This is a genomic window from Pectobacterium peruviense, assembly GCF_003312355.2.
Taxonomy (GTDB): domain Bacteria; phylum Pseudomonadota; class Gammaproteobacteria; order Enterobacterales; family Enterobacteriaceae; genus Pectobacterium; species Pectobacterium peruviense.
Window position 1 is genome coordinate 826,856 of record NZ_CP161826.1, and the last position, 19,143, is coordinate 845,998.

A 19,143-nucleotide genomic window follows, 5' to 3' on the forward strand; every position below is an offset into this window, starting at 1 on the left:
ACAAAAATTGTAGATAACGAGAAATGACAAAGAGTGGGTCAGCGGCGTTGGCGTAGCAGCCCGCCGTGGTGACCAACACAGACCGAGAAACAGAAAAACAGTGTCATCGTCAGGATGATGGCGGGGCCAGCAGGCAGCTCGGCATAGTAAGACCACAGCAGCCCGATCAGGCTGGCGACCATTCCTTGCAGCACGGCAATACCGAGCATGACGGGCAGGCGTTGCGTCCAGAATCGTGCGCTGGCGGCAGGCAGCATCATCATGCCGACCGTCATCAGCGTGCCTAACAGCTGAAATCCTGCGACCAGATTCAGTACCACCAACGACAGAAACAGACCGTGGATCAGCGCCCGATAGCGGCCTGAACTGATGCGCAGGAAAGTCACGTCAAACGATTCAATCACCAGCGCCCGATAGATCACCGCCAGCACCAGCAAGGACGACGATCCGATCAGCGCAATGTCGATCAGTGCGGCGCGATCCACCGCGAGAATTGATCCGAACAGCACATGTAGCAGGTCGATACTGGAGCCTCGCAGTGAAACCAGCGTGACGCCAAGCGCCAGCGAACCAAGGTAAAACCCGGCGAAGCTGGCGTCCTCTTTTAATTCCGTGTGGCGGGTGACGAAGCCGGAAAGCATGGCGACGGACAGCCCGGCAATAAAGCCGCCGATTCCCATTGCCAGCAGTGACATCCCCGAAATGAGGTAGCCGATTGCCACACCGGGTAATACCGCATGCGACAGCGCATCACCAATCAGGCTCATGCGCCGTAGCAGCAGGAAACAGCCCAGCGGCGCGGCGCTCAGCGTTAGCACCAGACAACCAACCAGCGCGCGGCGCATAAAACCGAACTCGGCAAAAGGAGAAGCAATAAGGTGAAACAGCATCATGACGTAACGATCCTGAGCGTTGGCGTATCACTTTCGGCCTTGCGCAGGCTATGTAATATAGGTTGAGCATCTCCCCAGCGATGGCCGTACGGCGTGAGCTGCAAGACAGCCGGAAAGTGCTGATCGACCAGCTCCATATCGTGTAGCACGGCCAGAATGGTTCTGCCTTCGGCGTGAAGCTGTTCGATAATCTGCAAGAGTGTCTGCGTGGTTTGGCTATCGATGCCGGTAAAAGGCTCATCCAGCAGAATGATCGGAGCCTGTGTCAGCAATAGTCGCGCGAAGAGCACGCGTTGTAGCTGTCCACCGGACAAAACGCCAATATGACGGTCGGCAAAATCTCCCATGGAGACGGCGTCGAGTGCGTCAATGGCTTTACGGTGCCAGTTGGCGTTAATGCTGCGTAACAACCCGCGATGGGGCAGCGACCCCATTAGCACCAGATCGCGTACGTTAATCGGAAACTGCCGATCGAATTCGGAGAGCTGCGGTAAATAGCCGATAGCATTCTCTTTGCCGCCGTTACCGAGGCTGAACGTGCCGTAAAGCGGTGGCAGCAAACCCGCCAGCGTTTTCAATAGCGTGGATTTCCCCGTACCGTTCGCACCAATAATCGCCGTCAGCGATCCTTGATGAAAACAGCCGCTGAGCGTCGCGAGTGGCGGTTGACCACGGTAACCAAAGGCCAATTCCTGTAGGGCAATCATGGCAACATCACCGCCCACCCGACCATCAGCCACAACAGAGCCAACAGCAGGGAAACCAGTAACACGCGCTTCAGCGCGGAGAGAGAGTAAAAACTTGTCATTATCATCGGTAAAATATCAATTGTTATATTATAACATATCACTTTTTGGCGATGACGATAGGGGCAATAGGTAAAAAAGTATGTAAGCAGCCGCTAGAGGGATTTGGTGTGATTGCTGACAGGTATGGGGGGATTTCGTGCGCTTCGAGCACTGCTGACAAACCCCAGCCAACGCATATCGCGATGGTTCTTCCCGGCGTAAAAAATTATGCTGAGGAGAACATGAACGCCGAGTGAGCGGCATGGATGCCGCGAAAGCCAGTGCCGCGTAGGGAACGCGTCACTGGCGGCTCGAAAAGCGGTCATGAGCACCGAAGGCACCGCGTTAGCGGCATAATTCCCGCCAAAAAGCCGGGGTTCATAGGGGGCTGGCGTAGCCCCCTATGTCGGGCGCGTGCTACGACGTAGCATGAAGATAACCGTACTCGAAGCGCACGAAACACCCCAGTACTCACAGATAAAACCGATTAGCGTGCTTGAAGATGGGAACACATCACACCGCTGATAAATTCCCCTGCATATCAACAACAAAGCGAGTAGCGGGCTCATCGTTGATATAGCCCGCGAGGATTTTCAGCATCAGGCCGAAGCGGTGTTGCAGGCTGTCCGACGGTAGTGTGGTCGTCGGCGTGTAGGCTGCCAGCAGTGCGCGATACTGTTTCACCCGCGCTGCCGGAATATCCTGCCAGGCGAGATCGCTGCCGTTGCGCAGACAATACCAGTCGGTCACCAGTGTGAGCAGAGAAATATCCTGTAACCCATCGGTGCCTGCTACCGCACTCGGTTTACGCTCGGCGATGTCGGGCAGCGTTTTGGCGCTGAGCGGCTCTTTTTGCTGTGCGATCCACAGCAGATCGGCGCAGTTCAGCGTATTGATCAGGGGCGATAAATCTTCCGGCCAGTCTTTCACCAGAAAGCGCTGACGTACCAGCAGCGCCAGATGGTGGTGCAAGAAGTCGTAATAATCGCGGCTTTTCAGGATATCGCCCAGCGGTTCGCCGGTGCGATCCAGCTCTTTCTGATAAAACGGGAACAGGTGGTTGAACTGCGGCACGTTGCGCAGTACCAGCGTATCAATATCGACTCGGTCGCTATGCAGCGTCGCCAACTTCATGGCGGGCGGATAAGCGGCCAACGATGGCACCGCCACATTTACCAGCGTCCCCTGTGAACCGCGATACACGCCCGTGTCGTTGACGTGCAGGTGGCCGCTGAAGTGCAGACGGATACCTGCCGCCAGCGCCTGTTCGGCAACCTCCGGCCGTGGCGTACGCTTGATGAAGCTGTTGCTGCCAAAGAGCTGTTTTTCGTCCTCCACCGTGCCATCAAGGAAATCGACCAGTGGATAGTGCGAGAACACCAGCAGCTTCTTATTCTGCGCTTTCGCCCGCTGTACTACCGATTTCACCCACGGCAGCATGAAGGGCTTTTCCGTCAGCAGGGCGTTCCAGCCAGTGTCACTGCTGGTAGAGTAGCCTTTAATCTCTTCACGTTTTTCCGGGCCGTCTTTGACCTGATACACGTTGGCATCGATGGAAAGTAGCCACAGCCCCGCTTCCGGTTCCACCAGATAGGAGGCATCGACAATGTTCCACTGTTTGCTGCCGTCCGGTGAACGGGCGAGATACTGGCGCTGGCTGAGTTCATCGCTGCCACCAAACGGTGTTTCCCAGTGCAGGAAGTCATCGCGTTTAAAGAAACCAAACGGTTTCATCAGCGGCAGGCCGCGCTCATAGCCGAGCGCCTGCATCTTGGTCGTGACGATCAGTGACTGTGCATCACCGAGTTTGACGTCGGATTTGCTGCTCAGCATGGTGTTGCTGCCGTCAGCGTTGAGCATTCTCTCTGAGGAATCATCACCCTGTGGGCGGTTAACGTCGTGGTTGCCCGGTGTGGCGAAAAAGCGCATGCCGTGACGCTGTTCATACTGCGTCAGGATGGCGGCAATGCCTTCAACGGTAGGCTGTTGCCCGTCATCAGAATAATCGCCGGACAGCACCACGTATTTCACCTGCTGTTTTGCCAGTTCGTCCAGCGCAGCCAGCAGTGCAAAGTAGGGTTCGTTGAAGATGCGGGTCGAATTCACCGAATCTTTCAGGGTGCGAATGGTCAGCTTCTTTCCGGTCTGCGCATCTGGCAGGCCGTCAAAATCGTAGTTGCCGTAGATATTGTGGACGTGAACATCCGAAATAATGGCAATGCGCAGCGGCACTGCGGGCGTTTCTGCATCGGCATTCGCGTGAAAAAAGCCGCCAGCTAGCGTAATGGCGCTGCCTGCACCGAGCTTGACGAAGGTTCTACGAGTGAGTGATGTCATTGATGTCTCCGGCATTATTTATTTTTTATAACGGATGGCTGTATAGCGCATAATCATGACAGGCAATCAATCGTGCGCCGTCGAGCGCATCGCCCATCGGCGCGGCGAGTTGGGATTGCCACTCGTCCGGCAGCCACGGCCGAATATGCAGGCCGATGCTGCCCATGAGCGATAAGCGGGGAGAGGTGTGGCGTGCCACGGCGGCCAACAGCAGGCAGATTTCACTGGCCGTCTGCGCCAGCAGCCCGTGGGAAACATCATCATTCTGCTGAGCACAATCAAAGACGCGACGGGCGAACTGCGCGTAGTCGCCCGGTTTCGCCTTTTGGCTAAACGTCTGTAGTGCCTCAAGCGTGTTCGCGGCCTGCGCGTGTGCTGCGCTGGCAGAAAAGAAATCGTCAATGTTCTGGCTGAGCGCAGACGGCACGCGCCAGCCTTGCAGCACATCGTAGGTGTGTTGCAGCGCCGCCAGTCCGAGGCGTGCGCCGCTGCCCTGATCGGAAATCGGAAACTCATGGCCACCGTAGGCAGTAATCGTCTGGTTCTGCCACGCCAGCCCACAAGAGCCCGTTCCGGCAATGACCACACCTGCATCTTTCCCCTGATTGACGGCCAGACAGGCACCGAGTGCATCGGTATTGAGCACCTGAGTGGCATAAGGGTGAGGCAACGCCAGAAAAGCATCATAGGCGGTGCGATGTTCCGCGCTGGCGAGTGCCAGTCCGACTTTCAGCCGTGATACGTCATCCGGTGAAAGCCCGCTGTGCTTCAACGCCTGTGCGATGGCATCGTCCACCGACTGGCGCACGCTCTCCACGCCGAGCAGCAGATTGGCGCGACCGCCGTGTCCTTGTCCGAGCGGTGTACCATCGGCTTGATAAATACGCGCCCGACAGCCTGTGCCGCCGCCATCCACACCCGCATAGAGCCATGTCGTCATGATGTGCTCGCTCCTGAATCCAGATAGGGAAGACAGACAACCGCCAGATCGCCGCTGAGACTAACGGTGTCAGTCAGTGAGTCCGGCAGACTGCTCAGCAGCAGGGTTAACTCGCTGGCGCAGCGTGTCAGCAACTGCACCGCCAGCGCGTCCTGCGGGTGCGTGAGCACAACATGCCCAAGCGTGGCGTAATCGGTCGCCTGCGCCTGCTTTGACCAGTCGATCACGCGATCGACATGCTTATTGAAGTGTTGAAACAGCGCGTCGCTGAGTGGCGTAAGCGGAGTGATGCCTTCAACCGCCTGAAGCATCTCCTGCACCGCCCACAGCCCTAGCCGCGAGAGGCTGGCCGGGTTGCCGATGGGGAAACAGTCACTACCGGGACAGGTCAGGAGTCCGTCATGCCAGTGCAGCAACCGGGTAAAACCGCCCGTCACCAGCAGATAGCGGCTTTGTCCCGGCCAGCGCTGTTCGCACCATGCGCTTTCTCGCGTGCGATCAAAGGGGCGATCGCCATCAATGTCGATCTCCCTCAGTAGCCATTTCACGGCGCATTTTTCCGCTGTTGTTGATTGGTCGCGATCGTTTCGTTGAGGCGTTTCACATCGTTTGACGTCAGGCGCAGATACTCATCAAACGACACCTGATCGTTAAGGTATTGGGTAAAGCGCGTCAGGATGATGGGGTACAGCTCGTTCGCGCCCAGACTTTCCATGCGTTCCCAGTCGAAAACGTAAGACGGGATCTTTTTGATCTCGTCGCGCGCGGTATTCAGGCCGTCGATCACGTGCTTATCTTTAGTCTGGTAGTGCAGATCGGCAATATCCGCGCCGACAATAATATTGAAGCGCTCGGCGATCTCACGCTGTAGCGGTTCGCTGCCCAGCCACTCCATAAACTCGGCGACTTCCTGCGGATGTTTGGTGGTGGTGAATGGCATGATGAAGGTCGCACCACCCATCGAGATACACTTCTCTTTGCACGGCGCTGGCAGCACTTTCCAGTCAAAACCGTCGCCAATTTGCTTACTGAACTGGTTCAACAGCCAGTTGCCGGAGAAATAGGTCACGATGTTACCGTTCACGAAATCGTCCGCCATGCTCTTGTACTGACCGCCGCCTGCCGCGCCCCACATTTCGCGTGGGAACACGCCTTCATCCGACCAGCGTTTCAGATCTTTAATCCACTGCTGTGCCGCCGCATCCGGGAAGTTGATCAGCCCGTCTTTATCGTAGCGTGCGCCGTAAGAATAGGCCGGGCCGGAGAAGCGGAAGCCGCTGCGGTCTATAGTGAAGGGAATATGCACACCCGTTTTTTCCGCGACCAGCTTCGAGGCTTTCATCAAATCATCAATCGTGTAGCCCGGCTGTGGTAGCGGAACGCCTGCCTGTTCAAACAGCGTCACGTTAATAAACGGCAGGTCGGCGGTCCAGGACGCGACAAAGCCCGGCAGCGCATCCGCTTTATGCACGCCTTTGACGCGCATAACCTTTTCGATACCCGTGCTGTAGCGTTTCTCAAAGGCGGCAGGATCTTTCAGGTAGGGGCGCAAATCCAGCGTATAGCCGAGTAGACCCATCTGCGTCGTTTTAGCAATATCGGGACCTAGGCCCGCCGCCAACTGCATCGGCAGCTGTGTTTGCAGCGCGTTATAGCCAGTGCTGACGAAATTCACATCGATGCGGTCATTACTTTGGGAGAAGGATTTAACTTTCTGCTCCATGAAATGCACTAATTCGGGATCGTCATCACTATATAAAAATGTTATTTGCGTTTTGGCGGCTAACGCGCTGTTGCTGAATAACCCCAGCGCAAGGGCGGAAAAAAATAACGCGGTATTGGGACGTATCATAAACATCTCCACATCATAGGTTTGATTAATGGCTGAAATACCCTGGCGTTGCCTGCGAGGTTATTTTTATTCCTGTGATTTATTCTCTGTCCTAATTAATGCAAATTTGCATTCATCTGTCATTTTCATCATGCAATCATGGACAGAAGCCCGACTGATTTATGTGAGGCAGATTAAAGATATTTTAAATGTTGGTTTAAATAAAGTATTTTTGTGATATTAATCACATATATAAATATGAGAATCTTATTTATTAATGCGAAATGTCAATAAATGAATGCAAAAGGCAATTTAATGCAAATTTGCATTGAGATTGCGAGTTGATGGTGCAGGTAATCGCCCGGTGCCCTAAATATTGGCAGTGCATGCACAGCGAGAGTGCAAATAAATTCAGCCATACCTTTTCGTTATTTTATTCGTCAAAACCGTAAACAGGATTCCGCATGAATATCGGTTGGAAATTAAAGAAGAACGGTGTCATTAATCGGTTTCTGATTACCGAACTGACGGAAAAACGTTATTTCGCCGAGCCGGATACGCTGCCGGATAAGGTGAATTACCGCTTTATCAACGGCTTTGTCGATGTCGGCGTTTTACCCTGCCGTGTGCGCTTTTTGCAGGAAGAGGCAAAGCGCGAGGTGACGTTACCCGACGATCTTCATTTCCCGCTGATGTGGAGCGGCGGCGATGAAAGCCGAAGCGTGAATTTCAGTGATTTCTGGCCGTGTCCGGTTCACGTTCAGCGCTTTTCCCGCTGCGTGATTCATAGCGACAGCGCGCAGTCGGCACCGTTTACGCTCAGCACCTGCGGCGGCGTCACGCTGTGGCTGAACGGCGAACTGGTTACTCGCTTTACGCCCTTTACCCGCAACACCGAACAAACCTGTGATATCACGCTGCCGCTGAAAGCCGGGGCGAACACGCTGGTGGTGCATAGCGAAGAGCTGTGCGAGCGCGATACCGATTACCTGTTCAGCCTGTGCTATCAGGGAGAGGACACACTCTTCTGGCAGCTTGACGACGATGCGGCGCTCAGCGAACAACTGACTGCACTGGATAGCTGGGTTAACGGGCTGACGTTGGAAAACAACCTGATCCAACCGCCCGTGCTGGTGCTGAATAGCACGCAGCCGCTGCCGGAGTCCGTGACGATGGCGCACTGTTTGATTGGCAACGTCAACGAGTCAGTGCCTGTGTGGCAGCAGAAACAAACGCTACCCGCTGGGAATCTGGGCTGGCAGGTGGATTTACCCTCCGCTCTGGTTGGCTACTACGATCTGGTCTGCGCCGCGACCTGCAATCGCATTACGCTGACGCGAACCCTCAGCTTCGGGCGTTTGCCATCGCAAACGCTGCCCGCATTGTCGACGCTGGCAGCGCGGCGTGAAACGGTGTTGCGGCATACTGCGCTGCACGGTTTTGAGCGCCTCGGACGGCTGTTGGCGATTGTCGCGACGGGTGAGGGCAACGATGCCGCTGTGCCGATTCTCAACAGTGCGCTGCAAAAAATCAGCCGCCGTGAAGACTGTGCTGATTTCCAACTGGTGCCGCTGATTTGGCTGTGGCAGCGCTATCAGGGGCAACAGTTACCGCCGCAGGACTGGCGGCGCGTGCGCAGTGCCATTCTCGGTTTCCGCTACTGGATTGATGAGCCGGGCAACGACACCATGTGGTTCTGGAGTGAGAACCACTGCCTGTGTTTCCACGTCGCGCAATATCTAGCTGGACAAAACTTCCCTGATGACACCTTCCCGTGCAGCAGCCGTCGTGGTCTAGAGCAGAAAGCCATTGCCCACGAACGCCTGACGCGCTGGTTTGATTCCATTCTGGAACACGGTCTGGTGGAGTGGAATTCGGCGGCCTATTACCCCATCGATCTGATTGGGCTGGTGGCGCTGTATGAACTGGCGCAGGACGCCGATCTACGGGAGAAATCCCGCGTGGTGATTGACCGCATCATGCTGATGACGGCGTGGGTGCATCAGAACGGTGTCGCGGTTGGCACCATGGGACGCGCCTACGATAAAGAACTTCGTTCCGGCATGTTGACCGAGCTGTCTGGCCTGTGTGCGCTGATGTGGGGCGAAGGCTGGCTGATCCCACACTGTGCCGCGCTGCCGCTGCTGTGCCTGAGCGACTATCAGCCGCCGGAAGCAACGGATCGGATTGCGCACTGGTCACTGCCGCACGGCGCGGAGGCGCGCTGGGTACAGGGGTTGAACCGTAGCGCCCGTATCATTGCCTGGAAACAGCGTGATGTCGCCTTTTCCTCCGTGTTCGACCATCACCCCGGCGAGCCCGGACACCAGCAACATCTGCTGGATGTGCGACTAGGTACGCACTATGCCGCCCGTCTGTGGGTGAACCATCCCGGCGAGGATCGCCCTGACGGCGTGCACCGACCTTCTTACTGGGCGGGCAACGGACGTTTGCCACACCTGATGCAGCACCGTAATCGCGCGCTGATGGTATTCGATCTGCAACAGGATATCCGCCCGTGGACTCACCTCTATCTGCCACAAACCGCGTTGGATGACGTCATCGTTGAAGACGTCTGGTGCTTCGTGCGCGGTGGCAACGGCTATGCCGCCTTCCATAATCCCGCCGGGCTACAGCCGTTTTCGACCGCAGGCCAGCAGGCAGAAGGCGAACTACGGGCATATGGCGAACAGAACGTCTGGTTCGTTGCCGTAGACAGCGGCGACGGCGCGCAAGGATTCGCCGCGTTCGCTGCCCGCTTCCGAGGGCACTCTTTGGTTCAGGATAGCAACGGCGTGCGTATTGACGATCCCGATTACGGCGAACTGGCCTTTAGCCACAAAGCAGGATTCAGCGTGGCGCAGCGGCCTTTCATTTTTCCCGACGATGTCCCGGTCGTCCCGCAGTTCAACACAGGAAACCCATGACATGCAGACAGGTTCACTTAACCGACAACAAACCGAAGCGCTGCTGGCGCAGGTGGCGCGGGCGTTTTGTCGCCTGAAAGCGATTGATAGCGTAACGCAGGACGACGCACCGGATGCTGGGCTGACGATTCAATTTGAGGAGTGGGATTGGGAGGTCGGCGTCGGGCTGTACGGTTTCTGGAAGCTGGCGCATCTGACGCAGGACGACACCATGCTGACGACGCTGGCGAATTGGTATCAACAAAAGTTGGATGCTGGGTTGCCGCCGCGTCAGATCAACTCGACGGCACCGATGCTGGTGCTGGCGCTGCTGTGTCAGGACAAGCCGGATGCGTCTGCACAGTGGCGTGAAACCGTGAGCGACTGGGCGGACTGGCTGCTGCACTCGCTGCCAAAAACCGAGGATGGCGGCTTCCAGCACACGGTGAAAGAGCGACCAAACACCGGGCAATTGTGGGACGACACGCTGTTTATGGCCGGTCTGTTTCTGGTGGTCGCGGGGAAATTACTCTCCCGTCGCGATCTGATCGAAGAGGCGGAATATCAGCTCCTCACCCACGCGCGCTATCTGGCCGACGTGCGCAGCGGGCTGTGGTATCACGGCTGGACGTTCGTTGGTCGCCATCACTATGCCGATGCGTTCTGGGGACGCGGCAACGCCTGGATCACGCTGGTGCTGCCGGAAATGCGCGTGCTGGCGGAGGATCAGCTGTCCGCACCGGTATTACGCACGCTGGAAGCGATTCTGGAACAGCAAACGACAACGCTGGCGCGCGTCCAGCACGATTCTGGCCTGTGGCACACGCTGCTGGATGACCCGGATTCACCGCTGGAAACCTCCGCTAGCGCGGGGTTTATCGCAGGGATTTTGACGGCGCGTCGGCTAGGGATGTTGCACGATTTTCCGCAGGACGTGCTGGAAAAAGGCTATGCCGCCGTGGTGGCGCAGATTGACGCACAGGGTGTGGTGCAAGGTGTCTCGGACGGCACAGCGATGGGACATGATTTGCAGTTCTATCGCGATATTCCCAATGTTGCCGTGCCTTACGGGCAGGCGCTGGTGATGCTGATGTTATTGGCACAGTTAGATTCTGTTTGCGAGGGCTGACAATGGCGAGTCTGGAACTGAAAAACGTCCACAAAAATTACGGCGCGGTGAGCATCATCAAAGGCGTGGACTTAACGATTCATGATGGCGAGTTCATGGTCTTTGTCGGCCCGTCGGGCTGTGGAAAATCCACGCTGCTGCGCATGATTGCCGGTCTGGAAGAAATCAGCAACGGCGAGCTGCTGATCGATAACCGCAAGGTGAACGATCTCACGCCAGCAGAGCGCAAGATTGCGATGGTGTTCCAGTCTTATGCGCTCTACCCGCACCTCTCGGTGCGCAAGAACCTTGCGTTCGGGTTGGAAAACTTGCACTTCCCCAAAGACGAAATCATCCGTCGTATTGATGAGGCTGCGCGCATGCTGGGGCTGGAACCCTATCTGGATCGCAGGCCGCGTGCGCTGTCGGGTGGACAGCAGCAGCGCGTTGCCATTGGTCGCGCTATTGTGCGTGAGCCTGACCTGTTCCTGTTTGATGAACCGCTCTCCAATCTCGATGCCAAGCTGCGCGTGCAGACGCGCGGCGAACTGTCCCGCCTGCATCAGAAACTGCGTACCACCATGATTTACGTGACTCACGATCAGGTAGAAGCGATGACGATGGCACAGCGCATTGTGGTGCTGAATGCCGGTCGCATCGAGCAGGTTGGTACGCCGCTGGAGCTGTTCAATCGGCCGAAAAACAAGTTCGTCGCGGGCTTCATCGGTTCACCGCGCATGAATATGTTCCCGGCGCAGATTGTCGCCACTTGTGCCGACGGCGTCGAGGTGCAGTGCCCGTCCGGCAATCGTCTGGTGCTGCCGTTTATCGGCACCGTCGGGCAGAACGTCACGCTCGGGATTCGTCCTTCACACTGTGAAGTCGTGGAAGAAGGCGAGGGAATTGCACTGTACGTCGATCGCTGCGAGATGATGGGGCATGAGACTTTCATCTATGGGCGGATGGGCGGCATTGACGACGAGATGATCGTCCATCTGGCGCAGCACCGTGAGTTCGCTGCGGGCGAGTCGGTGTTTGTGCGCTTTCCGCCAACGTATTGCCATCTGTTCGATGGTGAAACGGATGACACATTGCCGCGCGGCACCGAGCATTAATTATCGCGACGGGAGAGGACGACATGAAAAAGATTGCCTTACTGCCCGCAGGATCGCTGATCGATAAGCTGGTGACGCCAGTGGAAAAAGCGGTGAATCTGCTACAAAAGTTCGGTGGCCGCAAAGTGATGCCGTGGTTTTTTATCGCGCCCAACATGCTGCTGTTCGCCGTTTTTGTCTTTATTCCGATTCTGCTGTCGGTGTGCTACGCCTTTACCGGCGGCACCAATATCCTGCTGTGGGAGCGCCCGTATGTGGGCGTAGCTAACTTTTCCACGCTGCTGAGCTGCGGCAACTACGCCGATCCGTCGAGCTGTGAACAGGATCTGTTCTGGACCGGCGTCTACAACACCGTGTCATTCACCTTTTTCAACGTGCTCTGCACGCTGCTAGTGGCGTTGGTGACGGCACTGATCCTCAATCGCAAGATTGTCGCCCGGGGCTTTTTCCGCGCGATGTTCTTCTATCCGGTACTGCTGTCGCCGGTGGTGGTTGGCCTGATCTGGCAGTGGTTTCTTAATCGTAACGGCTTGCTGAATCTGGTGCTGTCGTCGCTGGGCGGACAGCCGATTACCTTTCTGCTCGATCCAACACTGTCGCGTTTCTGGGTGGTGTTTGTCTCTGTCTGGTTTCACGTCGGATTTTATACCTTGATTCTGCTGGCCGGATTGCAGGCGATCCCGCGTGATATCTACGAGGCGGCGGCGGTGGATGGCACCTCGCGCTGGCGCGGTTTTTATCGGCTGACGCTGCCGCTGCTGGCTCCGAACATTCTGGTCGTGGTGATTCTGCTGACCATCAACAGTGTGCAGATCTTCGATGAAGCCTGGGTGTTAACCAATGGTGGCGGCCCCGGCACGGCCAACAGCTTTATTGTGCAGTACATCTATCAGACCGCTTTCTCGTCGAATGCGTCGCTTTACGGACTGGCGTCTGCGGCTTCGGTGCTGATGGGCGTGGTGTTGATGATCCTGACGGCATTGCAGTTCCTGCTGACGCGTCGGCTGGAAGGGAAAAAATAACGGGAGCCATGATGATGAAGATAATCGCCTTTCTTACCCGCACCCGTCATCCGGGGCGCATCCATATTACGGACATCATGAGCTGGGTCTGGCTGGTGGTCGGCACGCTGCTGGTGATGATTCCGGTCATGTGGGCTGCCATGTCGTCGTTCAAAACACCCGCGGAAATTAACCGCTTTCCGCCGAGTTTTCTGCCGCAGGCGGCGGATACCATCACGCTGCCGGAGTACCCGAAGCCGCTGGAACTGTGGCAGGTTAAGCAGGAAGACGGTGAAGCGAAAACCATGGCGTTGGTCAGGCGTATCGGGCTGATCGCACAGCTGGTGAACCCAGATGTGCCGAGTGAGGTGGTGCGTGTGTCGACCAAGGATCTGGTGCCGATGAAAGCGCTGCATCTGGAGACGGAGAACTACACGACGCCGATCACGAAGTTCCACTTTGCCACCTACCTGAAGAACACCGTATTCGTGACGGTGATGGCGACACTGTTGACTCTGCTACTCAGTTCGATGGCAGCCTTTGCGCTGTCGAAATACGAGTTTCGCGGTCGCGGTACGGTGCTGACGCTGTTCCTCTCGACCATGATGATCCCGCTGTCGGTGGTGATGGTGCCGACGTTTCTGGTGGTGATTGGTCTGAACATGGGCGATAACCTGTGGGGCGTGATTATCCCCACAATAGCGACGCCGACGGGCGTATTTCTGCTGCGGCAATACATGCTGACGATCCCCGATGAGCTGATCGAGGCGGCGCGGATCGATGCCGCCAGCGAGTTCCGTATTTACTGGAAGATTATCCTGCCCCTGACCGCACCTGCGCTGGCGGTGCTGGCGATCTTCTCGGTGATCTGGCGCTGGAACGACTTCCTCTGGCCGCTGATCGTCCTCTCCAGTCAGGATAATTTTACGCTGCAAATCGGTCTGAATGCGTTTCAGGGGCAGTTCTCGGTGCAGTGGCACTATATACTGGCAATGACGATGCTTTCTCTTCTGCCGGTGACGGCGGTATTCGTCTTCCTGCAAAAATACATCACGACGGGGATTGCCAACACGGGGATGAAATAATGGCGACACTCAAGGATATTGCCGACCGCGCTGGGGTTTCTATCAGCACGGTTTCCCGCGCGCTGAACGGGACGGCACCGATCAGCGCCAAAGTCAGGCAGCACATCATGGCGATTGCGACCGAACAGGGCTATCCGCTGCATAAAGTGGGCAAAGCGACCGTCGCACCGACGGAACCGTTGCGCCACATTCTGCTGGCGACGCCGCGCAACCTGATGCTGGAAAGTGAGTACAATCTGGTGTCGCTGACGTTGATTAACGCCCTGAAAACGCTGTGTTTACAACGTAATATCCAACTGCGTCCGTTTCTGGGGGAACACGACACCATTAACGAACAGCAGCTGTTGCGTGAACTTCAGGGCGGAAAAGAGAGCGGCATTCTGATCGTGAATGATGATCACCCAACGCTGCTGAACGCCGTCGCGGAAAGTGGAATTCCGGCGGTGCTGATCAATGGTGAAGATCCCTCAATGCGTCTGAGTAGCGTCACGCCAGCCAACCACTATGCCGCCGCCGCCGCAGTGCGTTACCTGATCGATCAGGGCCATACGCGGATCCTGCATTTGACCTGGACGTCGCGCATGACGATCAAACAGCGTGAACGTGGCTATCGTGATGCGCTCGCACAGGCGGGTATTGCGGTGGATGACGATCTGATTCTGTCACTGCCGGATTTCCACCCGCGCACGGCACGTGATGCGCTGTTGCGCTGGCTGACGGCGAACCCCGATAGATTAGGCGTCACTGCGATTTTCTGCGCTGCGGATAATCAGGCTATCGGCGTGATCGACGCGCTGTATCAGCACGGACTTCGGGTGCCGGAAGATATGTCGGTGATGGGCATGGACGACATTCTGCCATTCGACATGCTGCCGGTTTCGCTCACCACGGTACATCTGCCGTTTGAAACGATCGCCCGTGCCGCGCTTCAGCTGCTGGCGCAGCAAATGACGCCCTCACAGGCGCTCGGTATTGCCCAACGCACCGAACTGGCGGGGCAGGTGGTCGTCAGAGAATCAGTGCGGCGAGTAGGGACTACTACCGGTTGAGTTCACGGGCAGCAGCGCGATCCGGCTGTGGGATAACCCTTTCACGATAATCCGATGGCCGCTGCCAGTCGATGCACCAATGCCTTTGCCATCGCAGGTTCGGTCACATTAGTGAATCCCATAAGAAGCCCTCCGCGTGATGTTTTGCTTGTTCGCCAGTCATTCAGCGCCTGAATGGCAAGGCCATGAGATTGAGCGGCGGCTGCCAGAGACTGGTCGTTGCCACGGGTGGCCAGCGTAGCTAACACATGAATGCCGCCTGCCTGTGGCTGGACGGTCAAGTGTGAACCTAATGCTTGCAAAAGCTCATCAACGAGATAGCCGCGCCGCATGGCATACAGCGAACGCATCCTGCGCAAATGGCGAGCAAAGTGACCTTGCTCCATGAAATCCGCCACTGTGGCTTGGGGTAGGATCGATCCCGCGCAGCAAAAATGATTTGCCGTATCCTTGAAGCGTTCGATCTGCGGTTCAGGGACAACCAGATAAGCTAAGCGTAGGCCGGGAAACAGTACCTTGCTGAAGGTGCCGGTGTAGAGCACGCGCCCGTCGCGATCCAGGCTTTTCAGCGCAGGCAATGGCCGGCCGTGGTAACGGAACTCGCTGTCGTAGTCGTCCTCAATGATCCATGATCGGCGGTGATTGGCCCATTCCAGTAGTTGCAGTCGTCGGGGCAATGATAACGCCATCCCCATGGGGCTTTGGTGCGTGGGAGTTACCACGGCAAAACGTGCCTCTGCGGCTCGCTGTTGACCGATGTCCACATTCAGGCCTTCCTCATCCACCGGAACGGGTTCCAGATGCATACCTGCTCGCGCCAAAAACTGGCGAGCGAAGATATAGCCGGGATCTTCGAACCATCCACTATCGCCGGGTTGCAACAACGTACGGCACACCAGTTCCAGCGCTCCCCGGTAGCCAGCGGTGATGAACACCTGCTCGTGTGTGCAAGTGATGCCGCGCGAGATCCCCAGATAGGTAGCGATGGCTCGACGAAGCGGTTCATAGCCCGCCGGATCTGGAGAGATCATGGCTGCCGTATCCAGAGTGCGTAAATTGTGCCCGGCTAGGCGCGCCCAGGTCTTGCGGGGAAAGGCATCCAGTGCAGGCAGGCCGAGTTGGAAAGGTTGTACTTGAGCGGTCTCGATTTGCGAGCGCGAAGGTATTTGAGAAAGGGATGTGGTGCTGTATCTCGATTCGGTCAGCTTTTCCAACTGGGGTGAGACGATAGTACCCACTGGGCCGCGAGCCAGGAAATAGCCTTCACTGGCTAGCATCTGATAAGCCATTTCAACCGTGCCTCGTGCCAGATTCAGCTCACTGGCAAGGCTGCGTACGGACGGTACGCGATCGCCTGGATGAAGTTTTCCGGCGGTAATAGCGTCTCGGTAGCGTCGATACAGCTGTAAATAGAGCGGTGCATCGTGTTCCCTGCTTGGCTTTAGTTGCTGCATGTCCATACGTTATGCCCCATTCATTTACTCAATTCTTGCACCTTTCTTGTGGGTCATGATTTTCCTAACATACTGGCTTCATTACAAGGAGATTGGCATGAGCACCTTTCGATTAAGCCTCATTGAGAGTGATCAGGACTACCTGGCTTGCTTCGATGTTATGCGGGAGCTGCGGCCTCATCTTCCTGATGCAGCCACATTCACTGCGCAGGCCCGTCGTCAAGCTGGGCAAGGCTATCGTCTGCTGGCGGCATGGCAGGACGATCTGGTCATGGGGTTGGTGGGTTACCGCGTTCAGGAAAATCTATTGTATGGCCGATTCCTCTATGTTGATGATCTTGTGGCTGCTGTAGGTGTCCGCGATCAGGGGCTTGGCGGTCAGCTGATCGAGGCAATGCGCGAGGAAGCGCAGCGGCAAAACTGTGCTCATCTGGTGCTCGATACGGCCTTGAGCAATGCGCTGGCGCAACGCTTCTATTTTCGTCAGGGCTTACTTTCCAAAGGCCTGCATTTCAGCCAAGCGCTATAGGTGTGAAGAGCCATGAACCCACTGCTTTGCGGTCACTCTGGGTGGCAAGGTCGGGTTACCCCGACGGTTGAAACATGGGCTCAGACACACCATGCGCTGACTTATTTTCTCGTTCTTTCATTTCTTATTGGAGATCTTCTATGAGTACGCTTCGCTTGCCCTACCAAACCCTTTCGGCAGAAGCCTATCGAGGGTTCGGCATTGCCAAGAAAGCTCTGAACAAGAGCAGCCTTGGAAAACAACTGATCGAATTGGTCTATCTGCGTGTTTCGCAAATTAATGGCTGTGCTTTCTGCCTGGAGATGCATGCGTCGGCTCTGCGTGCTGATGGCGTGCCGGATGCTAAGCTGGACAGCCTAGCTGGCTGGCGTGTGAGCGAGCAGTTCAATGAACGCGAACGTGTGGCGCTAGCCTGGACTGAATCGCTTGTGGATGTGGCTCGTAGCCACGCGCCTGATGAAGATTTCGAACCGCTGAAGGCGCATTTCAGCGATGCAGAGATCGCCGATTTGAGCTTTGCTGTCGCGCTGATGAGTGCCTTTAATCGTTTGGCGATCGGCATGCGCCAATAAGGTATGGAGCCTGCTTTGCAGGCGCAGCAAATGACGTTATCACTGTATTGCCCAACGCGCCGAACGGGCGGGGCTGGTGGGAGTCTGAGAATCAGTACGGCGACTGAAATAGGCAGGATGCTATTTCAGTGACAGCAGTCGTTCAAAAACCGCGACACGGTAGTCGCGGAAATCGATATATCCGCCGTACCACTCACTTTGGCTGGGAGAGATGAGTTTCTCGATAAACCAGCGATCTCTCATAATTGAAACGAGCTCAATCACGGTCATGGCAAGCGCATAAGCAAACCACAGCGCGACAATAATCACGCCAAGATAAAGCCACGGCCAGTTGATTGCCATAGCCTGTTGCACCAACAAGATGACGGCGCAGATCTGAATCAACAGCTTTCCTGTGTAGGCTCGTAGGGAAAACGTCCTGATGCTTTCGGCGCTAAAGAAATACGGATTGGTCAATGATGTTCTGGTTTCTCGCACGGGGATACCGTGTACATAGACCATCCATTCGCTCTTTTCCTTAGGCAAGAAAGCGATGCCTTTTTCACTCAGACTGTGTAATCGCAGAGAGAGGATGACGGGGTAAGCCAGTTTCATCGCCAGAAGGTAGAAGACCGGGGCGCTGATACCGGCAACTGCCAGCGCGCCACAGAGGCAAATCGTAAAAAAGATCCTGACGGTGTAGATAAAAAGGGGGGTTGATTGGTAGTTCATTTTATAAATCCATTTATACCCGTCATACTTCAAGTTGCATGTGCGTTGGCTGCGTTCACTCACCCGAATCACTTACCTGAGTAAGCTCATCGGGATTCCTTCTCTTGCCGCCTTCCTGAAACTCGAATTATTTAGGTTATATATACGGTGTTTTCGACGCGTCACTTTACTGCCGAATGTTTGATAATTAAAGCGGCATTCTATATTCGATAACACCCGGTTTTTCCGCAACCCAATCATAAAGACGCTGCGCTGTTTTATTGGTTTCCTGAGTATGCCAATACAGGCGATCGCAGTGCTTTTCTTGCGCCTTTTCTCTCACGTACTCAATAAGTTTTTTCCCCACGTTTTTGCCGCGCTCGGTGGGATCAACAAAAAGATCCTCAAGGTAACAATAGCGGTTTACGCCCCATGTGGAATCGTGAAAAACAAAGTGTACGAAGCCGATAATGCGTAAACCTTCTCTTGCCACGGCGCAGTGCACGGGAATATCCGCTTTAAAAAAACGATCCCAGGTTGTTTCCGTCACTTCATCGGTAAGCTGGACGTTATAGAACGTTTGATAACTTTTCCAATAGGGCAGCCATTGATCGTAATCATCTGACTCAACGGGGTTAACCATAATTTCCTGATCTGAATTCATCATTTTTACTCTCATGTTGTTAGGCGACAGGTACTGAAAATCAGGTTGGTATTTATAGCAATGAAATAGACGGATATACCCCTCCACTTATTAAGAGAGGTGCAGACCAATTAGGAGAAAGTGAAGGCGGGATTAAAGAGGCGTCCGCATCGACGCCCCTGATATTTATCTCATGTTACTG

The 19,143-nt window shown here is 55.7% G+C and carries 17 protein-coding genes; 8 read left to right on the forward strand and 9 right to left on the reverse strand.

Features of this window, described 5'->3' with window-relative positions:
* Positions 1 to 38 precede the first annotated feature (38 nt).
* The 6 genes from DUT67_RS03725 to DUT67_RS03750 form a co-directional block, all read right to left on the reverse strand.
* The gene (locus tag DUT67_RS03725) at positions 39 to 893 is read right to left on the reverse strand and encodes a metal ABC transporter permease (RefSeq protein ID WP_048262230.1); all 855 of its coding nucleotides are present in this window, start codon (positions 891 to 893) and stop codon (positions 39 to 41) included.
* Positions 890 to 1,600 carry a metal ABC transporter ATP-binding protein gene (locus DUT67_RS03730; RefSeq protein WP_048262229.1) on the reverse strand — a complete coding sequence of 237 codons (711 nt, stop codon included), beginning with the start codon at positions 1,598 to 1,600 and terminating at the stop codon, positions 890 to 892. Before DUT67_RS03730 ends, DUT67_RS03725 begins: the two co-directional genes overlap by 4 nt.
* 594 nt (positions 1,601 to 2,194) lie before the next feature.
* Complete coding sequence (locus DUT67_RS03735) at positions 2,195 to 4,018, reverse strand: metallophosphoesterase (protein WP_113632771.1); 1,824 nt, start codon at positions 4,016 to 4,018, stop codon at positions 2,195 to 2,197.
* A 25-nt stretch (positions 4,019 to 4,043) separates the two neighbouring features.
* Positions 4,044 to 4,958, reverse strand: a complete 915-nt coding sequence (locus DUT67_RS03740) for a BadF/BadG/BcrA/BcrD ATPase family protein (RefSeq protein WP_113632772.1) — start codon at positions 4,956 to 4,958, stop codon at positions 4,044 to 4,046.
* Positions 4,955 to 5,506, reverse strand: coding sequence for a glucosamine kinase (locus DUT67_RS03745; protein WP_113632773.1), 552 nt, complete (start codon positions 5,504 to 5,506; stop codon positions 4,955 to 4,957). The genes DUT67_RS03740 and DUT67_RS03745 overlap by 4 nt, the downstream gene beginning before the upstream one ends.
* On the reverse strand, positions 5,503 to 6,810 hold the full coding sequence (locus DUT67_RS03750) for an ABC transporter substrate-binding protein (RefSeq protein WP_113632774.1): 1,308 nt from the start codon (positions 6,808 to 6,810) through the stop codon (positions 5,503 to 5,505). Before DUT67_RS03750 ends, DUT67_RS03745 begins: the two co-directional genes overlap by 4 nt.
* A gap of 443 nt (positions 6,811 to 7,253) precedes the next feature.
* Here DUT67_RS03750 and DUT67_RS03755 point away from each other — a divergent pair, with 443 nt between their 5' ends.
* From DUT67_RS03755 to DUT67_RS03780, 6 genes are read left to right on the forward strand one after another with little or no spacing between them, the layout of a single operon-like run.
* A complete protein-coding gene (locus DUT67_RS03755; protein ID WP_113632775.1) occupies positions 7,254 to 9,716 on the forward strand; it encodes a hypothetical protein in 2,463 nt (820 codons plus the stop codon).
* Position 9,717: 1 nt separating this feature from the next.
* The gene (locus tag DUT67_RS03760; protein ID WP_113632776.1) at positions 9,718 to 10,824 is read left to right on the forward strand and encodes a glycoside hydrolase family 105 protein; all 1,107 of its coding nucleotides are present in this window, start codon (positions 9,718 to 9,720) and stop codon (positions 10,822 to 10,824) included.
* Between the two features lie 2 nt (positions 10,825 to 10,826).
* Complete coding sequence (locus DUT67_RS03765) at positions 10,827 to 11,918, forward strand: ABC transporter ATP-binding protein (RefSeq protein ID WP_113632777.1); 1,092 nt, start codon at positions 10,827 to 10,829, stop codon at positions 11,916 to 11,918.
* A 23-nt stretch (positions 11,919 to 11,941) separates the two neighbouring features.
* Complete coding sequence (locus DUT67_RS03770) at positions 11,942 to 12,940, forward strand: carbohydrate ABC transporter permease (RefSeq protein ID WP_039293560.1); 999 nt, start codon at positions 11,942 to 11,944, stop codon at positions 12,938 to 12,940.
* A gap of 11 nt (positions 12,941 to 12,951) precedes the next feature.
* Entirely contained in the window at positions 12,952 to 14,004 is a 1,053-nt protein-coding gene (locus DUT67_RS03775) for a carbohydrate ABC transporter permease (RefSeq protein WP_113632778.1), read from the forward strand.
* On the forward strand, positions 14,004 to 15,053 hold the full coding sequence (locus DUT67_RS03780) for a LacI family DNA-binding transcriptional regulator (protein ID WP_113632779.1): 1,050 nt from the start codon (positions 14,004 to 14,006) through the stop codon (positions 15,051 to 15,053). Before DUT67_RS03775 ends, DUT67_RS03780 begins: the two co-directional genes overlap by 1 nt.
* Positions 15,054 to 15,094: 41 nt before the next feature.
* Here the strand turns inward: DUT67_RS03780 and DUT67_RS03785 are convergent, their stop codons facing one another.
* A complete protein-coding gene (locus DUT67_RS03785) occupies positions 15,095 to 16,513 on the reverse strand; it encodes a PLP-dependent aminotransferase family protein (RefSeq protein ID WP_113632780.1) in 1,419 nt (472 codons plus the stop codon).
* A 91-nt stretch (positions 16,514 to 16,604) separates the two neighbouring features.
* Here DUT67_RS03785 and DUT67_RS03790 point away from each other — a divergent pair, with 91 nt between their 5' ends.
* The gene (locus DUT67_RS03790; RefSeq protein ID WP_039293554.1) at positions 16,605 to 17,036 is read left to right on the forward strand and encodes a GNAT family N-acetyltransferase; all 432 of its coding nucleotides are present in this window, start codon (positions 16,605 to 16,607) and stop codon (positions 17,034 to 17,036) included.
* Between the two features lie 140 nt (positions 17,037 to 17,176).
* Positions 17,177 to 17,608, forward strand: a complete 432-nt coding sequence (locus DUT67_RS03795) for a carboxymuconolactone decarboxylase family protein (RefSeq protein WP_113626774.1) — start codon at positions 17,177 to 17,179, stop codon at positions 17,606 to 17,608.
* A 120-nt stretch (positions 17,609 to 17,728) separates the two neighbouring features.
* On the opposite strand, the gene DUT67_RS03800 is transcribed toward DUT67_RS03795, so the two are convergent.
* On the reverse strand, positions 17,729 to 18,319 hold the full coding sequence (locus DUT67_RS03800) for a hypothetical protein (RefSeq protein ID WP_039293551.1): 591 nt from the start codon (positions 18,317 to 18,319) through the stop codon (positions 17,729 to 17,731).
* 187 nt (positions 18,320 to 18,506) lie between these two features.
* Positions 18,507 to 18,965 (reverse strand): GNAT family N-acetyltransferase, encoded by a 459-nt coding sequence (locus DUT67_RS03805; RefSeq protein ID WP_113632781.1) that lies wholly within the window; start codon positions 18,963 to 18,965, stop codon positions 18,507 to 18,509.
* Positions 18,966 to 19,143 lie beyond the last annotated feature (178 nt).